Raw genomic sequence first — 18,363 nt, 5'->3', positions numbered from 1 at the left:
TAGATGTCTGCAGACCGCAGACAGGAAGTCCGATGTCGGCGGACACCCGGGTTCGGTAGATGTGGAGTGATGTGAGCGAGACCGAGGTCACCACCGCCCCGCGCCCCTTGCTGCTGGCGGACGGCCGGCCCGCCGCCCGGGCGTGGTCGCTGGACCCCGTCATGAAGCACCTCAACCACGGCTCGTTCGGGGCCGTCCCGCTGGTGGCGCAGGAGCGGCAGAGCGAGTTCCGTGCCGAGATGGACAGCTCCCCGGTGGTGTGGTTCCCCGCGCTGCCGCAGCGGATCGCCGCCACCCGGGTCGACCTCGCGGCCTTCCTGCGGGTCGCCCCCGACGATCTGGCCCTGGTGCCGAACGCGAGCGCGGGCATCAGTGTCGTGTTCGCCTCGCTCCAGCGGCGCCGGGGCGGCGGGATCGTCGTCACCGACCACGGCTACGGCGCGGTGACCATGGGCGCCGAAAGGCTCGCCAGGCGCTGGGGCGGCGAGGTGCGTACAGCCAGGGTGCCCCTGGGGGCGAGCGAGGAGCAGGCGTACGAGGCCGTGATCGCCGCGGTCGACGACGACACGGACCTGATCGTCCTCGACCAGATCACCTCCGCGACCGCCCGCAGGCTGCCGGTGGAGCTGGTCGGCGCGGAGGCCCGGCGGCGCGGTGTCCCCCTGCTCGTGGACGCCGCCCACGCCCCCGGCCTGATCGAGGCCCCGCTGGATGGTCTGACCTGCGACTTCTGGGTCGGCAACCTGCACAAGTGGGGCTGCACGCCACGCGGTACCGCCGCACTGGTCGCCCGTGGCGGGCTGCGTGAGGAGCTCTACCCCCTGATCGACTCGTGGGGCGCCGCCGATCCGTACCCCGACCGCTTCGACCAGCAGGGCACGATCGACGCCACCGGCTACCTGGCGGCCCCGACGGCCCTGGACTTCGTCGAGGACACCTGGGGCTGGGACACCGCCCGCCGGTACATGGACGACCTGGCCGGCTACGGCGAGCGCGTCATCGGCGCGGCCTTCGCGGAACTGACCGGCGACTCCGGCACCGTCGACGTGGGCATGCCCGTCCCCGGCATGCGGCTGGTACGGCTGCCCGACGGCCTGGCCGGCAGCCGCGTCGAGGCCGACGCGCTGCGCGACCGGGCGGCCCGCGAACTGGGCGTGGAAGCGGCCTTCACCAGTTTCGGCGGTGTCGGCTACATGCGGCTCTCCGCGCACGTCTACAACACCGCCTCCGACTACGAGTACTTCGCCGAGGACTGCGTCCCCCTTCTCGGCCGGTGGGCCCGGGCGGCCCAGGAACACCCCGGCGCGTCGTAGGCGCACCCGCGCCCGCACGGCAACGCCCCGTCCGAAGCCGCACCCAGTGCGGTCGTACCAGCGGCCCGATCCGCGGCCGTACCAAAGGAAAGGTCGGCACGATGAGAAGAAGGACGGCAGCTCTCGCCCTCGGCACCGCCGCCACGATGGTCCTGACCGGCTGCAGCAGCATGAGCGGCTCACAGGCCGACGGCACGGTCACCCTCAACATGGTCGAGAGCCTGACCAACCCCGCCCGCACGGACCTGATCAAGGGCCTCATAGCGGACTTCCAGAAGCAGAACCCCAAGATCAAGGTCAACCTGATCTCGCCGCCCACCGAGCAGGCCGACCAGAAGATCCAGCAGATGCTCCAGTCCGGCAGCGGGGTCGACACCCTCGAAGTGCGGGACACCACCGTCGGACCCTGGTCGAACAACGGCTGGATCTACGACATGAAGAAGGACCTCACGCCCTGGAAGGGCTGGGATGCGATGACGGAGAACGCCGTCAAGGCCTCCCAGGACGCCGACGGCAAGACGTACTTCGTCCCGTACGGCTTCTACGGCCTGAGCGTCTTCTACCGCACCGACCTGATCAAGGAGGCCGGTTTCGACAAGCCGCCGGCCAGCTGGGACGAACTCCTCGAACAGGCCTCCGCCATCCACGACCCCGCCAAGCGCCGCTACGGGTACGCCTTCCGCGGCGGGGCCAACGCCCAGGGCAACGCCACCGCCGTCATCGAGGCGTACGTCGCCGACGAGATCGACCCCGCCGACGGCTTCAAGCTGAAGGACGGCAAGACGATCTTCTCCGCGCCGGAGGCGCTGGACGCCATGCAGACCTATCTCAAGCTCTTCAAGGAGGCGTCCCCCAAGTCGTCCGTCTCCTGGGGCTATCCCGAGATGGTCGAGGGCTTCTCCAACGGCTCCACGGCCTTCCTGCTGCAGGACCCCGAGGTGATCGCCACCGTCTCGGAGTCCAAGTCCATCAAGAAGGACCAGTGGAGCACCGCCCCGCTGGTGGCGGGCCCGAGCGGCAAGACCGTACAGCCGCTGGCCACCGCCGGCTGGGGCGTCGCGAAGGGCAGCAAGCACAAGAAGGAGGCCGTCAAGCTGGTCGAGTTCCTCTCCGAGGGCGAGGCGTCGACGAGCTTCACCAAGAAGAACAGCCTGGTGCCGATCCTCAAGTCGGCCGCCGAGGACCCGTTCTACAAGACCGGTCCGTGGTCCAGCTACGTCACCATGACGGAGAACCCGGACACCTACCTCAACGTCAGCCAGCCGCGCGGGGTCTCCTGGTGGGCCGAGTGGCAGCAGAAGGCCGACGCCGACATCCAGAAGATGGTGCTCGGCAAGACGTCGCCCAAGGAACTGCTGGCCGGCTGGGACGCGTACTGGACCGAGAAGCGGCAGCAGGAGAACTAGCCATGCCCACCGCGTCCGAAACGACGGAACCGAAGAGGACGGCAGCGGCGGGGGCCTCCGGCAACGGGGGCGCCCGGCCCGTCCGCAAGGCGCAGCAGGGCCGCCGCAAGCCGGAGTTCACCGCCAGGCGCGGTTTCCTCATCACGGTCTTCATGGCTCCGGCCGCGATCTTCGTGGCGGTCTTCACGTACTACCCGATGATCGCCGGCAGTCAGATGGCCTTCCGCCACTGGAATCTGTCCGACCTGACCGACACGTCCTGGGTGGGGCTGAAGAACTTCCACGACGTCTTCGCCGACCCCGCCTGGGGCACCGTGCTGAGCAACACCGCGATCTGGGTGTTCGGCTCGATCGTGCCCCAGCTGGTGATCGGCTTCGCCCTGGCCCTGTGGCTGCGCCGCAGGTTCCGCTTCCGGGGTCTCTACCAGGCGCTCGTCTTCTTCCCCTGGGCGATCTCCGGGTTCCTCATCGGCATCCTGTTCCGCTGGATGTTCAACAGCGAGTTCGGTGTCGTCAACGACCTGCTCCAGAAGGTCGGCCTGATCGACGAACCGGTGGCCTGGCTGGCCGACCCGAAGACGGCGATGTTCGCCGTCGTGGTCGCCAACGTCTGGTACGGGGTCACCTTCTTCACGATCATGATCCTGGCCGCACTGCAGTCCATCCCCGAGGAGCTGTACGAGGCCTCGGCGCTCGACGGCGCCGGCAAGGTGCGCACGCTGTTCCAGATCACCATTCCGTACATCAGGGTCACGCTCGCCCTGACCGTGCTGCTGCGCATCATCTGGATCTTCAACTTCCCCGACCTGATCTTCGGGATGACCGGCGGCGGACCGAACAACGAGACGCACATCGTGACCACCTGGATGATCAAGATCACGCAGCAGGGCGACTACGGCAGGGCGTCCGCGCTCGGGCTCATCGTCGTCGCCACCCTGCTGGTGTTCGCGACCTTCTTCCTCCTGGCCACGCGCGAGAAGCGAGAGGTGAAGCCGTGATCGGCAAGGAGTCCACGGCGGGCCGGGTCACCAAGTTCACCTTTCTGGGGCTGTGGCTGCTCTTCACCGTCTTCCCCCTCTACTGGATCACCATCACGTCGCTGAAGGCGCCGGGCGACATCTTCGCCTTCCCGATCGCCTACTGGCCCGAGCACTTCTCGCTGGAGAACTACAGCGGGCTGTTCGGCAAGGCCGACTTCGGGGTCTACCTCACCAACAGCCTCATCATCGCCACCGTGGCGGCCGCGGTCGCCACCGTCATCTCGATGCTCTCGGCGTACGTGCTGGCCCGCTTCGAGTTCCGCACCAAGTCCGCGCTGCTGATGGCGGCCCTGGTGACCCAGATGATCCCGACGTTCATCGCGCTGGGGCCGCTGTACCTGCTGATGACCGACCTCAAGATGGTCGACAACCGGCTCGGGCTGATCCTCGTCTACATCGCCGTCTGCATCCCGTTCTGCACGGTGATGCTCCGGGGCTTCTTCGAGAACATCCCGGACGCGCTGGAGGAGGCCGCCATGATCGACGGCCTGTCCCGGTTCGGGGCGCTGTTCCGGGTGCTGCTGCCGGTGATGCGGCCCGGGATCGTGGCGGCCTTCATCTTCAACTTCGTCAACTGCTGGAACGAGCTGTTCCTGTCGGTGACGCTGATGAACAGCGACAGCAACAAGACCGTGCCGACCGCCCTGAACGGCTTCATCAGCAGCTTCAACATCGACTGGGGCTCGATGTCCGCGGCCGCGGTGCTCACCATCCTGCCCACGATGCTGCTGTTCGCCTTCGCCAGCCGCCACATCGTCCAGGGACTCACGGCGGGAGCGGTGAAGGGCTGACGGCCGCCGTCCTCCCGCGGGGGTCGTGGGGAGGCCCGTCGAGGGGCGCGGGGAACTGCGCGACCGGCCACGACCGGCCCGCGGCGACGGACGAACCGAATCACCCCGTCCCCCCGGTCTCCGTCCCCCCCGGTCTCCGTCCCTCCGTCCCCCCTCGGCGAACATCGGCGGGCATCGGCGGGCAGGCGCCACGGCGTCCGCCCGTCAGTGCCCGCCGCCCAGCTCTCCGCTGAGCTTCCCGTGGATCCGGGCACTCGGCTCGTTCAGGCCGATGATCTCCACCGTCTTGCCCCGCTGCGCGTACTTGGTCTCGACGGCGTCCAGGGCCGCGACGGACGAGGCGTCCCAGATATGCGCGGCGGTCAGGTCGATGACGACCCTGTCGGGATCGGCGGCGTAGCGGAACTGGCCGACCAGGTCGTTGGAGGAGGCGAAGAACAGCTCACCGGTGACGCGGTAGACGACCCGGCCGCCGTCCGGGTCGGTGACCGGGGTGACCTCGGCCAGATGGGCGACGCGCCTGGCGAAGATGACCATCGCGGTGACGGAGCCGACGACGACGCCGATGGCGAGATTGCCGGTGGCGACCACGCAGGCGACGGTGACGACCATGACGGCGATCTCGCCGACGGGCATCCGCCTGAGCGTCTTGGGCGCGACGGAATGCCAGTCGAAGGTCGCGAAGGACACCATGACCATGACGGCGACCAGGGCGGCCATCGGAATGTCGGAGACGACCGGGCCGAAGACGATGCACAGCACCATCAGGAACACGCCGGCCAGGAAGGTGGACAGGCGGGTGCGGGCGCCGGAGACCTTCACGTTGATCATCGTCTGACCGATCATGGCGCAGCCGCCCATACCGCCGAAGAACCCGGTCACGATGTTGGCGATGCCCTGCCCGATCGACTCGCGGGTCTTGGAGGAATGGGTGTCGGTGATCTCGTCGACCAGCTTGGCCGTCATCAGCGACTCCATCAGGCCGACCAGCGCCATGGCGAACGCGTAGGGGGCGACGGTCGTCAGGGTGTCCAGGGTGAACGGCACGTCGGGCAGGCCCGGCACCGGCAGGGAGGACGGCAGCTCGCCCTTGTCCCCGACCGTCGGCACGGCGATCCCGGCGGCGACGGTGACGACGGTGAGGATGACGATGGACACCAGCGGGGCCGGGACCACGGTGGTGATCCTCGGGAAGAACACCATGAGGGCGAGCCCGCCGGCGATCAGTGGATAGACGGGCCAGGGCACGTCGTGCATCTCGGGGACCTGGGCCATGAAGATGAGGACGGCGAGGGCGTTGACGAAGCCGACCATCACGCTGCGGGGCACGAACCGCATCAGCTTCGCGACGCCGAGCGCGCCGAGCGCGATCTGGAAGACACCGGCCAGGATGACCGCGGCGACCAGGTGACCCAGGCCGTGCTCGCGGTTGAGCGGGGCGATGACCAGCGCCACGGCTCCGGTGGCGGCGGAGATCATCGCCCGGCGTCCGCCGACGACGGAGATGGTCACGGCCATGGTGAAGGACGCGAACAGTCCGATCGCCGGGTCGACCCCGGCGATGATCGAGAACGAGATCGCCTCGGGGATCAGCGCGAGCGCGACCACCAGGCCGGCCAGCATCTCGGTGCGCCAGACCTTCGGGTCGGAGAGCCAGTCGGGACGCAGACCGCGCAACCGCGCGAGCGGGGACAGCGGGGACAGCGGGGGCGGTGGGGACGGAACGGGCGTGGGCAAGAAAGGAACCTGTCGTGCTCGGGCACGCCCGGCATCACCCTGGCGTGGCGGAAAAGTGGCAGAGGGGGAGAGGGAGGCGGAGGGGGTGGTGTCCGGGCGGCACACCGGCGCCCTTCAGACGCGGACGGCCGCGGACACGTTCGCGATCACGGCGGACAGACGGCGGCGCCGAACGCCCTGCGTATGCGCACGCTCTCTCCCGCGGACGTCGTCCTTCACCCGGCCCGGCCCGACGCGTCGTCGTCGTCGCCCCGGCACGGTCGGCGGCCACGGGAACATTTCTTCCGTACCACGGAGTGGGAACGACATGGAGCCGACCTGATGATCACATACTTTACCTCGACGTCACGGTAGCGATCGACGTCGGCCGCCCCATGGCCCGGGCGACGGACACAGACGAGACAGACGAGGTAGGGCGTCCGAATGAGCAGCGAGCACATGCAGATCGGCGAGGTCGGCGCACGCACGGAGCTGGCGCTGCGCACGATCCGGTACTACGAGGCGACCGGCCTGGTCACCCCCTCCGCCTGTTCCGCGGGCGGTTTCCGCCTCTACACCAGGGAGGACGTCGCCCGGCTGAAGGCCATCCGCCGTATGCAGCCACTCGACTTCAGCCTGGACCAGATGCGTGAGCTGCTGGCCCTCACCGACCGTCTCGACTCCGACGACGGTCTGACGGCGTACGAACGGCAGTCCCTGCTGCTGCGCGTCCGCGAGTACGAGCAGCACGCCCTCTGGCAGGTGGAAAGGCTCCGCACGCAACTGACGGAGGCCGAGGAGTTCGCCCAGACACTCCGCAAGCGCCTGAACCGGGACCGGGACAAGGACCGCGACAAGGACCGGGACCGCGATCGCGGCCGCGAGCGGACCCGGGCCACCACGGCCTGAACCGTCCGCCCCGGTCGCCCACCCCGGTCACTCGAACGCGCATCCGGGGTTCGGGGCGTCCTCGGAGCAGGGTGCGCATGAGCGGGGCCTGTCGGGGCGGTTGTCCGTGGACCGGCTCAACGCCACGCGTGGCGGATGCGCAGCCGTCCCATTCCCATGACCCCCGAGATCCGGATCCTCGGCCCGCCGCCGGGCCGGGAGTGCCGCGGGGGCCGGTAGCGCAGGTCCTTCCATGTGGTGCGCACCCCCTCGACGTCGACGACCGCGTCGCGGGGGACCGTGATCTTCGCCCGTCCGGTGCCGAGCTGCAGCTCGATGTCGACCACCGGATGCTCGAAGGCCGCCCGGGACAGGTTCAGATGGACCCGGCCCATCGCGGACTCGACCTTGAGGAACCGCGGGACGCGCCACGCGCCGCGCCGCTTGATCCGTCCGGCGACGGCGCCGATCGTGGACGTGGTGCCCGGGTCCTCCGCAGGAAACGCGGCCAGGGCCGACGCCAGCTCGCCGTGCGTCCTGGCGGTGAGCACCCGGTGGAGGAGTACGTCCATCTCCTCGTGCGGGACGTGCCCTTGGGCGTACGCGTCCTGCAGGCGCCGCACGGCGACGTCGCGCTCGTCCTCACCGAACAGCGGCTGTGCGTCCTTCGACAGAGAGGTCACCGTGTCACTCTAGTGCCGCACCCCCTCGATGCGTCAGCCGCTGAACGGACCGGGACGGCCTCTACCTGTGGTGCCGGATCGCGGGGCGGGTGCGGGTCCGCGCGGATCCGGTCGCGCCTCCCGCGGGGCCCGTGCGGCGCTCAGTGGACGGAGAAGCCGCCGTCGACATGCAGCGACTGCCCGGTGACGTACGCCGAGGCCGTGCTCGCCAGAAAGACCGCCGCGCCCGCGAAGTCCTCCGCCAGGCCGTTGCGGCCAACCAGCGTGCGGGCCGCGAGGGCCGCCACCTTTCCGGGGTCGGACGACAGGCGCCGGTTCAGCGGTGTCATCACGAAACCGGGCACCAGTGTGTTGACCGTGACGCCGTACGGCGACCAGGCCTCCGCCTGCGAACGGGCCAGCGACTCCAGCGCGCCCTTGGAGACGCCGTAGGCACCGCTCTGGACGAAGGCGCGGTGCGCCTGCTGCGAGGTGATGTGGATGATCCGCCCGAAGCCCCGCTCGGCCATCGCCGGGCCGAACCGCTGGCCCAGCAGGAAGGGCGCGTCCAGGTTCAGCGCCATGGTGGCGTCCCAGACCTCCTCGCCCAGCTCGCTCATCGGCGGCCGCAGGTTGATCCCGGCGCAGTTGACGAGGATGTCGGGCTCGCCGAAGACGCCGGCCGCCTGCTCGGCCGCGTCGCGTACGCCCGCCCGGGTGCTCAAGTCCCCGCCGACCCAGGCCGCCCGGGCACCAAGAGCGGTCAACTCGTCTGCGGTGGCCGCCAGTTCGGCCTCCTTGCGCGCCACGAGCACGACGTCCGCCCCGGCGCGGGCCAGGGCTTGAGCGATGCCGCGCCCGATGCCGGAGCTGCCCCCGGTCACCAGGGCGGTCCGGCCTTCCAGGGAGAACAGGTGCGCGAGGTAGTGCTGCGAGTCCATGGCGGCACCCTAGAAGGACGCCCCCGCCCGCGGACCGGCGGGGGAGTGGTTCGGTGTCCGTGACGGACCCTCGGGCCCCTCGGCCCAGGACGGGCGGGAGCCGGGGGGCGAGGTCACCCGGTACGACCGGCACGGCCGGACGACCGGTCGAAGTCCTCGTCCATGACCTGCTCACCTACTCGGAGCGGTCCCCGCCGGGCAGCATCTCCTGCACCTTGGCCTTGAACCCCTGCCTGATCACGGAACCGCGGTCGCTGTCGCCGTGCAGGATCGCCGAGGCCGCCGCCTCGATCTGGTCCAGGGTGGCGTGCGGCGGGATCGGCGGCACGGCCGGATCGCAGCGGAAATCGATGACGAAGGGCCGGTCGGCGGCCAGGGCCCGGTCCCAGGCCGGCTCGACCTGCTCCGGCTTCTCCACGCGTACGCCGTCCAGGCCGAAGCTGCGGGCGATCTCGGCGTAGGGCAGGTCGGGGATGTGCTGCGACTCCTCGAACTGCGGGGCGCCGGACATGGCCCGCATCTCCCAGGTGACCTGGTTGAGGTCGCCGTTGTTGAGCACGGCCACGATCAGCCGCGGATCGGACCACTCGTGGCAGTACTTGGCGGCCGTCACCATCTCCATCATGCCGTTCATCTGCATGGCCCCGTCCCCGACGAGGGCGATCGCCGGCCGGTCCGGGTGGGCGAACTTCGCGCCGATCGCGTACGGCACGCCCGGCCCCATCGTCGCCAGCGTCCCGGACAGGGAGCCGCGCATCCGGCCGCGCAGCCGCAGGTGGCGGGCGTACCAGTTGGCCGCCGACCCGGAGTCCGCGGCCAGGACGGCGTCCTCGGGCAGCCTGGCGTCCAGGGCGTGCACGACGTACTCGGGATTGACCGGGTCGGCGTCCACGGCGGCCCGCCGCTGCATGACCTCCCACCAGCGCGAGACGTTCTTCTCGATCTTCTCCCGCCAGGCGCGCCCCTCCTTGCGCCGCAGGTGCGGCAGCAGTGCGCGCAGTGTCTCGCCGGCGTCCCCCACGAGGTTCACCTCGAAGGGGTAGCGCAGGCCGATCATGTGCGGGTCGATGTCGATCTGGACGGCCCGCGCCTGGTCCAGCTCCGGCAGGAACTGCGTGTACGGGAAGCTGGAGCCGACCACCAGCAGGGTGTCGCAGTCCCGCATCAGCTCGTAGGACGGGCGGGTGCCGAGCAGCCCGATGGACCCGGTCACGTACGGCAGGTCGTCCGGCAGTGCGTCCTTGCCCAGCAGAGCCTTGGCGACCCCGGCGCCGAGCACCTCCGCCAGCTCCTCGACCTCGGCGCGCGCTCCCCGGGCGCCCTGGCCGATCAGCACGGCGACCTTCTCCCCGGCGTTCAGGACCTGCGCGGCGCGCAGGACGTCCTCGTCGGCCGGCACCGGCGCGGAGCGCCCGAGGCCCAGGCTGGACGGCACCATCTTGAACGCGTGGGTCGGCGGGCTGTAGTCCAGCTCCTGCACGTCGGCGGGCAGGATGACCGCGGTGACGGTGCGCCGCGCGTACGCGGTGCGCATCGCCCGGTCGATCAGGTTCGGCAGCTGTTCCGGCACCGTCGCCGTCTCGCAGAACTCCGAGGCGACGTCCTTGTACAGGCTCGCCAGGTCCACCTCCTGCTGGTACGAGCCGCCCATGGCGGTGCGGTCGGTCTGCCCGACCAGCGCCACGACCGGGACGTGGTCGAGCTTCGCGTCGTACAGCCCGTTCAGCAGGTGGATCGCCCCCGGTCCGGAGGTGGCCGCGCACACGCCCACCCTGCCGGAGAACTTGGCGTACCCCACGGCCTGGAAGGCGGCCATCTCCTCGTGCCGCGCCTGGACGAACTTCGGCTTGTTCTCCGCCCGGCCCCAGGCCGCCAGCAGCCCGTTGATCCCGTCGCCGGCGTAGGCGAAGACATGGTCCACGTCCCACTCACGCAGGCGCTGCAGGATGTAGTCGGACACCTTCATGCCGGCCATGGTCACTCCGTTTCGGCTCCCGCGACGTCTCCGGTCAGTGCCTGGGTAACCGTGCGGCGTGGAAGGAAACGTCAGCTCGTCAGGACGACGAGGCGCTGGGTCGCCCGGGTCATCGCGACATAGCGGTCGACCGCCCCTTCGACGCCCTCGCCGAACCCGGCCGGGTCGACGAGGACGACCAGGTCGAACTCGAGCCCCTTCGCCAGCCGCGGGGTCAGCGACCGCACGCGCGGCGTCGGCCCGGAACGTGGGGTCGCCGATGACACAGGCGATCCCGTCGCCCCGCGTATCCAGCCAGTCGTCGAGGACCGCGTCCCGGTCCGCGACGGATCCGTGCACGACCGGGATGCCGTTGCTGCGGATGGAGGTGGGCACGTTGGCGTCCGGGAGCGCGGCCCGGATGACCGGCTCGGCCGCCGCCATGACCTCCTGCGGCGTCCGGTAGTTGATGCCCAGCGAGGCCACGTCGATCCGGTCGAGCCCGATCCGCTCCAGCCGCTCCCGCCACGACTCGGTGAACCCGTGCCTGGCCTGGGCGCGGTCCCCGACGATGGTGAAGCTCCGGGACGGGCAGCGCAGCAGCAGCATCTGCCACTCGGCGTCGGTCAGCTCCTGGGCCTCGTCCACGACGATGTGCGCGAACGGGCCGGCGAGCAGGTCCGGATCGGCGGTGACCAGCTCGGACTCGTCGACCAGGCTGACCCCGGCGTCCTCGCCGCGCAGCATCCGCACCAGGCCCATGCCCTCGTCCCCGTCGGCGCCGGAGGCGGTGGCCGCCTCGATCAGGTTGTCGACCACCTGCGTCATCCGCTCGCGCTGGGCGGCCAGGACCGCCTCCTGCCGGCGCCTGCGCCGGACCGTCAGCGGGTCGCCGAGCCGCTGCCGTGCCGCGTCCAGGATCGGCAGGTCGGACACCGTCCACGCCTGCGGGTCCGCGCGCCGCAGTTTCCGTACGTCGTCGGGGCCGAGCCAGGGGGCGCACATCCGCAGGTAGGCGGGCACGGACCACAGGTCCCCGACGACGTCGGCGGCCTCGAGCAGCGGCCACGCGCCGTTCAGGGCCGCGGTCAGCTCCTCGTCGCGCAGCAGCGACCCGCGGAACACCTCGGGCGGGACGTCGCCGTCGTGCTTGTCCAGCAGGATCGCGCACAGGGCCTCCCAGACCTGCTCGCGTGCCTCGTTGTGCGGCGTACCGGGTCCCGGTGCCCCGAAGGCCTCGGCCCAGTCGTCGGCGCTCAGCGGGATGTCGGCCCAGGGGGTCGTGACGACCAGGTCCCCGGTGGGCGGTGTCTCGTAGAACCGGACGGCCTTCTCGACCGCCCGCACCATGTCCGCGGACGATTTCAGGGCGGCCACGTCCGGGTCGGTCTCGTCCGGCGCCCCGGCCCCCTCGGCGACGAGGTCCCGCAGGGTGCAGGTCTGCACGCCCTCCTCGCCGAGACTGGGCAGGACGTCGGCGACGTAGGCCAGGTAGGGCTGGTGCGGGCCGACGAACAGCACACCGCCCCGGCGGTGGCCCAGCCGCGGGTCGGAGTAGAGGAGGTAGGCCGACCGGTGCAGGGCGACGACGGTCTTGCCCGTACCCGGGCCGCCGTCGACCACGAGGGCGCCGCGGGAGCCCGCGCGGATGATGGCGTCCTGGTCGGCCTGGATGGTGGTCAGCACGTCCCGCATCCGGGGCGAGCGGGTGCTGCCCAGGCTCGCGACGAAGGCGGAGTGGTCGTCGAGCGCGGCGTGCCCCTCCAGTCCTTCGGCGGTGAACACCTCGTCCCAGTAGTCGCTGATCCGGCCGTTGGCCCAGCGGTACCTGCGGCGGCTCGCCAGTCCCATCGGGTCGGCGTGGGTCGCCGCGAAGAACGGCTCCGCCGCGGGGGAGCGCCAGTCGGTCAGCAGCCTGTTCCCGCCGCTGTCGGTGAGGCCGAGCCGCCCGATGTACAGGGGCTCGGAGCCGTCGGCGCCGACGATGTGCCCCAGACACAGGTCCAGGCCGAAGCGGCTCAGGGCGCGCAGACGGACGGTCAGCCGGTGGATCTCCGCATCCCGCTCCATCGCCTCCCGGCCGGTGCCGCCGGGCGCCCGGCGCTCGGCCTCGAGCCGGCCGGACAGTTCGGCGGTCGTCTGCCCGAGGCTTTCCGCGACGGCCGCGAAGTGCCGCTCGTCGCGGCCGATCAGCAGCGGGTCGGCCTTCGCGGCGAGATGGTCGGGCAGGTCGAACGCGCTGGTGGTCGATGAGTCCATGTCACCGCCGCCGGCCGGAAGGTGTGAGCTGACGACAACACGCGCACTTCGCACTTCGCATATCCCCATTTCCGCAGGTGACGACCTCAAGAACAGCGATTGTGCGGTACGACCGGGGCCTTGCCGCAAGCCCCCCGGTGCGCTATAAGTTGAGAGTGGCAAGGAGTGGGTTCTCCTGCTTGCCCTCCTCTTTCCCGTTCACCCTTCTCCGCCGGGTCGGGCGGGCCGCAGCTCGAACCAGTCGAAGGCCGCGGCGCCTCGCGTGGCGTACATGCCGATGACGCGGCCGGTGAATCCGCCCGCCACCTCGGTCGTGAGGTAGCGGCCGTCGAGTTCGGCGAGGACCTCGAAGTGGCCGCCGTCCGTCTCGTACCCCAGGCGCAGGGTGTCGGGGCCGCCGCCGCGCAGGCCGGGCGGGGGCGGTGACTGCGGGTCGCGGGAAGTGATCGTGGGCGGCAGGACGTCGGAGGTCGTGACGTCGATCCGCAGCGTCAACGGGCCTGCGGGGACCGGTCGTTCGGCGATCGCACGGCTCAGCGGGCCGATCCTGGCGACCGCGCGGACCGTACCGTCACCCACCTCCACCTCGTAGTGGTGCGCCTCGTCCAGGCGGACGGCGAGACCGCCCCGGCCGTCCCCCGCGACGTCGACGAGCGTGCGCGCCGTGCAGTCGGGGTCGCGCTGGCGGCGGCCGACGAAGAGCGCGCCGGGTGTGTCGAGGCTGTCGGCGCGGGCGTGCAGGACCAGGTGGCCGGGCCGTTCGCCGGGACGGACGGCTTCCGGGTCGCTCCGGCGCGGCGACACCCAGCAGGGCGCGAGGGCGGGGGAGTCGAAGTCGTCCCGGTCCGGCTCCCGCGGCCAGGGGTGCGGTTCGAGCGCCGGTGCCTGCGCCCGCAGCTCCACCGGGCCCGGCAGCGGCCATCCGTCCTCCCACCGCACCGGCGCCAGGAACGTCTCCCGGCCCATGCCGTGGTACATCGGGGTGTCACCGCGGGGCCTGGTGCCCAGCAGCACGATCCACCAACTCCCGTCGTGTGCCTGGACCAGGTCGCCGTGGCCGGTGTTCTGCACCGGATGGTCCGTACTGCGGTGCGACAGCACGGGGTTGGCCGGGTGCGGCTCGAACGGCCCCGGCAGCGTACGGGACCTGGCCACCGACAGGGCGTGGCCGCGCTCGGTGCCGCCCTCCGACAGCAGGAGGTACCACCAGTCGCCGACGCGGTACAGATGCGGGCCCTCGGGATACTGCAGTCCGCTGCCCGACCACATCGGCACGGGATCGCCCAGCAGCCGGCCGGACGAGGGGTCGATGCGGACCCCGTGGATACCGTCCGCCGAGTACACGCACCAGCAGGTCCCGTCCTCCTCCCAGGCCAGGTCGGGATCGATGCCGGGAACGCCGACCGGCACCGGGTCCGACCAGGGTCCCGCCGGGTTCTCGGCGGTCACCAGGACGTTGCCCGCCCCGGCGACCACGGTGGTGATCAGTTGGAACAGGCCGTCGTGGTGGCGCAGGGTGGGCGCGTACACCCCCGTGGACGACGGCGCGGTGTCGGGCAGGGCCAGTTGCGAGGGCCGGTCCAGCGCGTGCCCGATCAGCCGCCAGTTGACCAGGTCGCGGCTGTGCCACAGGGGCACGCCCGGTGCGTACTCGAAACTGGACGTCGCCACGTAGTAGTCGTCGCCCACCCGGCAGATGCTCGGGTCCGGGCTGAAGCCGGGTATGACGGGGTTGTCGAAGAGTGCCATGTCCGTCCCTGGTGGGTGTGGTGGGGAAGATGCGCTCGCGGCTCGCAGGAGCTTATGGCGCATGGGCGCCGTTGCCGTCAGCCCGCGCACTTCCGGCGCTTTCGGCCGCGTTTATATCACTTAGTAACTCACATGTGCGGATAGCGGAATTGAAACTTCCGGCCCGGCAAGGCGGAGGGGTACGGGCGCCGAAGCGCGCGGCGTGAGCCGTGGCCTTCTGCACCTCCGGGGCGGAAACCATCAAGGAGACTGAATGACCACCACGGCATCCGCGACCGACCGGGAGCAGCCGGCACCCTCGACAGCGCTGATCACCCAGATCAGGGTCCAGGTCCTGGCGGCGGACGAGGTGTCGACGGACGCGATCAGCCGCGTCCACCTGGGCTTGGGGGGACGGGAGTTCCGGCTGGCGAAGGGCGGCGACGAGTTCGCGCGCGGTACGCAGACCACCTTCACGCTGGGAGAGGGCACCGATGTCGACCACAGCTGGATGAACGACCCGCGCACACCCCGGCTGACCCTGGCCGACCTGGCGCACCGACCGCTCTACCTGCGCCTGGAGGTCGGCTCCGAACCGCACTGGCTGCTGGAGCGCGCCCTGCTCACGGTCAACCCCGGCACCGACACCGCCATCCAGTTCGACACTCCGCGCCTGGCCGAACTCCAGCCGGGCCACAAGTTGTGGCTCGGCGCCGACCAGGGCCTGGCCATCCACCTGGACCAGGTCCGCGGCTCGTCGGCCCACTGACCGCCGGGCTGTCGCCCTCGAGATCCGTACTCCTTGGTTCGGTCGCCGGGGACTGCGTCAACCACAACGTGCACGTCGACGACGGCCGGGTCGCGGGCCGCTTCACCTACCGGGCGACCTTCCAGGGCCCGTTCATGGGACTGCCGCCCACCGGCCGCCCGGTGACGATGCACTCGACCGGCATCCGGCGCGTCGTCGACGGGATGGCCGTCGAGCACTGGGACCAGCTCGACGAACAGGCGTTCTTCGCGCAGCGGGCCGGCGACACACGACGAACAGGGAGGGTCCGGGCCGACAACGGCACCGACGCGTGCGCGGCGACGCCGGGAACGGAAACGGGCCGACGCGCGCAGGCCGATCCTGTCCCCGGCCCGTGACGTGGCCCGCCGTGACGGGTGGGACGCGGTGACCATGCGCCGGCCGGCCGACGGGATCGAGTACTCCGCGAACTTCGCCCACCGGTACTTCACCGGCCGCGACGACATCCTGCTCACCCTGGTGCGCGAGGGGTTCGCCCGGCTCCGGGACGCCATGGCCACCGCCGCCGCGCCGACGGGACCCGGCCCTGCCGGCGGATCCACGGCGGGCGCTTCGGGTCCGGCCGCCGCAGCCGCGCGGAGAGCGGCCCACATCGAGGCGGCGCCGGGGCGGCGTCGCGAGCGTCACTCGGTCGCCGCGACACCGACTCCGATCGCGATGAACAGCCAGCCGCTCACGAGTTCCCAGCGGCGACGGCACGCCGGGCCGAAAGCGGTGCGCAGGCGCCCGGCGACGCTCACCAGGGCGAGCCAGTAGACGACTCCGACGGCCACGTCGAGGACGCCCAGCAGGAAGATCTGCCGGGTCGGGGAACCCCCGTGGCCGACGAACTGCGGGAGGACGCTGAGGAAGAACAGGGCCGCCTTGGGATTGAGCACATTGGTGAGGAAGCCCTGCAGGAAGCTGTCGCGCCGGGTGAGCTGCCGACCGGGTGCGGCGGCGGGACCGCCCACCGCTGTCCTCGGGGGCGGGGCGGACCTGTCGTGGTCGCGGCGGCGGGCGTCGAGGAGCGCACGGACGCCCAGGAAGACCAGGTAGGCGGCGCCCGCCAGCTTGATCACCGTGAAGGCGAGCGCCGAGCGGGTGGCGACGGCGGAGAGGCCCAGGGCGGCCGCGCACATATGGACGCACAGCCCGGCCTGGGCGCCCAGACCGGCCGCCCTGCCCAGCGCGGGGCGCCGGGCGGCCGCCCGCACGACGACCAGGAAGTCGGGACCCGGGATCAGGTAGGCGAGCAGCACCACGGCGAGGAAACCAGTCAGGTCGACCGACATCGGTCAGCTCCGTCCGTCCTGTGCGTCCGTCCCTCGGACACATGTGCCTTACGGAGTTCCACCCCGCGCCCGGGTCATGTGGCCGGCTTCCGCCGGACACCGGGCGGCAGCGCTCAGGACGCCGCGTTCATCAGGTCGAGTGCGCTGTGCTGGCGTGCCGCGTCCGTCTTGTCCAGCGGGCCGTACCAGCGCAGGCCGTACTGGTCGAGGGCGTTGCGGTCGGTGGCGTGGGCCTGCGCGGCCTGCTTGGCGAGGTAGGCCGTGTAGGGGCGGTCGGACAGGGCCGCGTTGAGTTTCGCCAGGCCGCGTACGTCGGCCCCCTTGAAGGACGCTCCGTCGCCGCCGCAGTCACCGTTCTCGCAGGGGTCCCTGAGGATGCCGGCCGGGGTGTTGAGCTTGGCGGAGACGGTGTTGGCATCGGCGATCCGGCGGGCGGCGGCGAGCACGGAGGCGTCGCCGGTGGCGCGGTGCAGCTCGGTCAGACCGCCGATGAGCTGGCCCTGGTTGTAGGACCAGACCGTGCTGTCGCCGAGCTTGCAGGTGCTCGTGCTGAGACCGTCGCTCACCGTCTGGTCGGCGTTGATCATGCCGGTGCCCTGGAACCAGTTCCAGTCCGCCTTCGCCCGCTGCAGGTAGGTGGTGTCACCCGGGATGCGGTTGTGCAGGGCCGCGTTGAGCTCGATGTAGAGGGAGTTGGGGATGGCGTTCTTGACCGTCTTCGCGGTGGTCCACCACACCCCGCCGCCGCAGGTGCTGTCCCAGTAGCGGGCCATGTGGTCCGCGTCCGCCCGGGCCGTGGCCAGGTAGCGGGGGTCGCCGGTGAGGTCGTACGCCGCGATCCACGTCAGGCCCCACCAGCCGGTGTCGTCGATGTACTCGTTGCGGAACTGCCCCTCGGCCGAGTTGAGTTGCAGGTCGTAGGTGCGGGCGATGGCGTACCGGTAGCTCTGCATCCCGGTGACCCGGATGTTGTCGATGACGGAGTGCAGCGCATTGGCGGAGTTCCACCAGCCGGTGGTGTCGAACAGACCGGTGCCGTAGTTGTAGAACTGCATCTGCGCGGTGGCCGCCGCGGTGCGCCGGTCGGCGGCGTTCCAGGTGGACCGGGCCCAGGGCGTGCAGACGATGTCGGCGCGGTCGACGGCCTTGCCGCAGGCGCGCAGGGCGCCGACGCCGTGGTTCGCCCAGTCGTCGACGTTGTACATCAGTGTCCGCCAGCCGGTCCGGCCCGCCGGGATCCTGGTGGCGCCCAGTCTGCTGTTCGAGGACCAGGTGCGGCCGCCGTCGAAGGAGCGGTCGATCCACACCTCGTCCCCGGGGCTGCCGTTGCCGACGGAGGCCCAGCCCATCGCGTCGGCGTCGTCGAAGTGCAGCACGAACGAGCGCGAGAAGAGCGAGGCCGTGACAGGTGTGCGGTCCTGGCCGCTCAGGGCCGGATCCCGGGCGTCGCAGTACGTGTTGCACACCGTCGCCGCCGCGGCCGAGGGAGCCGCCGAAGAGGGTGGCGCGGCCTGCACTACCAGGGCCGACATCGTTGTCAGAGAGAGGGCGAGAGCGGCGAAGGACGATCGCAGGGCGCGCAT

14 protein-coding genes and 1 pseudogene are annotated in these 18,363 nt (G+C 71.0%); 7 read left to right on the top strand and 8 right to left on the bottom strand.

Features of this window, described 5'->3' with window-relative positions; genetic code table 11:
- Positions 1-71 precede the first annotated feature (71 nt).
- The 4 genes from QFZ75_RS02595 to QFZ75_RS02580 all read left to right on the top strand — a co-directional run bounded on the left by QFZ75_RS02595 (position 72) and on the right by QFZ75_RS02580 (position 4,550).
- Entirely contained in the window at positions 72-1,313 is a 1,242-nt protein-coding gene (locus tag QFZ75_RS02595) for an aminotransferase class V-fold PLP-dependent enzyme (protein ID WP_307533604.1), read from the top strand.
- A 101-nt stretch (positions 1,314-1,414) separates the two neighbouring features.
- The gene (locus QFZ75_RS02590) at positions 1,415-2,719 is read left to right on the top strand and encodes a sugar ABC transporter substrate-binding protein (protein WP_307533603.1); all 1,305 of its coding nucleotides are present in this window, start codon (positions 1,415-1,417) and stop codon (positions 2,717-2,719) included.
- Positions 2,720-2,721: 2 nt separating this feature from the next.
- Positions 2,722-3,717, top strand: a complete 996-nt coding sequence (locus QFZ75_RS02585) for a carbohydrate ABC transporter permease (RefSeq protein WP_307533602.1) — start codon at positions 2,722-2,724, stop codon at positions 3,715-3,717.
- Positions 3,714-4,550, top strand: a complete 837-nt coding sequence (locus tag QFZ75_RS02580; RefSeq protein WP_307533601.1) for a carbohydrate ABC transporter permease — start codon at positions 3,714-3,716, stop codon at positions 4,548-4,550. Before QFZ75_RS02585 ends, QFZ75_RS02580 begins: the two co-directional genes overlap by 4 nt.
- A gap of 204 nt (positions 4,551-4,754) precedes the next feature.
- Here the strand turns inward: QFZ75_RS02580 and QFZ75_RS02575 are convergent, their stop codons facing one another.
- Positions 4,755-6,245 (bottom strand): SulP family inorganic anion transporter, encoded by a 1,491-nt coding sequence (locus tag QFZ75_RS02575; RefSeq protein WP_307544192.1) that lies wholly within the window; start codon positions 6,243-6,245, stop codon positions 4,755-4,757.
- Positions 6,246-6,710: 465 nt separating this feature from the next.
- Between QFZ75_RS02575 and QFZ75_RS02570 the strand changes: the two genes are divergently transcribed.
- Positions 6,711-7,175, top strand: a complete 465-nt coding sequence (locus QFZ75_RS02570; protein ID WP_307533600.1) for a MerR family transcriptional regulator — start codon at positions 6,711-6,713, stop codon at positions 7,173-7,175.
- A 116-nt stretch (positions 7,176-7,291) separates the two neighbouring features.
- Here the strand turns inward: QFZ75_RS02570 and QFZ75_RS02565 are convergent, their stop codons facing one another.
- From QFZ75_RS02565 to QFZ75_RS02545, 5 genes and pseudogenes are all read right to left on the bottom strand, one after another.
- On the bottom strand, positions 7,292-7,837 hold the full coding sequence (locus QFZ75_RS02565) for a DUF1707 domain-containing protein (RefSeq protein WP_307533599.1): 546 nt from the start codon (positions 7,835-7,837) through the stop codon (positions 7,292-7,294).
- A 140-nt stretch (positions 7,838-7,977) separates the two neighbouring features.
- Complete coding sequence (locus tag QFZ75_RS02560; RefSeq protein WP_307533597.1) at positions 7,978-8,757, bottom strand: SDR family NAD(P)-dependent oxidoreductase; 780 nt, start codon at positions 8,755-8,757, stop codon at positions 7,978-7,980.
- Positions 8,758-8,932: 175 nt separating this feature from the next.
- On the bottom strand, positions 8,933-10,723 hold the full coding sequence (locus QFZ75_RS02555) for a thiamine pyrophosphate-requiring protein (RefSeq protein WP_307544191.1): 1,791 nt from the start codon (positions 10,721-10,723) through the stop codon (positions 8,933-8,935).
- Positions 10,724-10,803: 80 nt separating this feature from the next.
- Positions 10,804-12,970, bottom strand: a pseudogene (gene helR / locus QFZ75_RS02550) (RNA polymerase recycling motor ATPase HelR).
- 198 nt (positions 12,971-13,168) lie between these two features.
- Positions 13,169-14,719 (bottom strand): glycoside hydrolase family 43 protein, encoded by a 1,551-nt coding sequence (locus tag QFZ75_RS02545; protein ID WP_307533596.1) that lies wholly within the window; start codon positions 14,717-14,719, stop codon positions 13,169-13,171.
- 253 nt (positions 14,720-14,972) lie between these two features.
- Between QFZ75_RS02545 and QFZ75_RS02540 the strand changes: the two genes are divergently transcribed.
- Both QFZ75_RS02540 and QFZ75_RS02535 read left to right on the top strand, forming a co-directional pair.
- Positions 14,973-15,467, top strand: a complete 495-nt coding sequence (locus tag QFZ75_RS02540) for a hypothetical protein (protein ID WP_307533595.1) — start codon at positions 14,973-14,975, stop codon at positions 15,465-15,467.
- A 68-nt stretch (positions 15,468-15,535) separates the two neighbouring features.
- Complete coding sequence (locus tag QFZ75_RS02535; protein ID WP_307533593.1) at positions 15,536-15,844, top strand: ester cyclase; 309 nt, start codon at positions 15,536-15,538, stop codon at positions 15,842-15,844.
- A gap of 285 nt (positions 15,845-16,129) precedes the next feature.
- Here the strand turns inward: QFZ75_RS02535 and QFZ75_RS02530 are convergent, their stop codons facing one another.
- The gene (locus QFZ75_RS02530; protein WP_307533592.1) at positions 16,130-16,780 is read right to left on the bottom strand and encodes a LysE family translocator; all 651 of its coding nucleotides are present in this window, start codon (positions 16,778-16,780) and stop codon (positions 16,130-16,132) included.
- Between the two features lie 113 nt (positions 16,781-16,893).
- Complete coding sequence (locus tag QFZ75_RS02525; protein ID WP_373466019.1) at positions 16,894-18,312, bottom strand: glycoside hydrolase family 76 protein; 1,419 nt, start codon at positions 18,310-18,312, stop codon at positions 16,894-16,896.
- Positions 18,313-18,363 lie beyond the last annotated feature (51 nt).

It is taken from the genome of Streptomyces sp. V3I8 (genome assembly GCF_030817535.1).
In the GTDB taxonomy this organism is placed as follows: Bacteria; Actinomycetota; Actinomycetes; order Streptomycetales; family Streptomycetaceae; genus Streptomyces.
The sequence above is the reverse complement of the archived record's forward strand: the minus strand, read 5'-3'. Positions and strand labels throughout refer to the sequence as shown.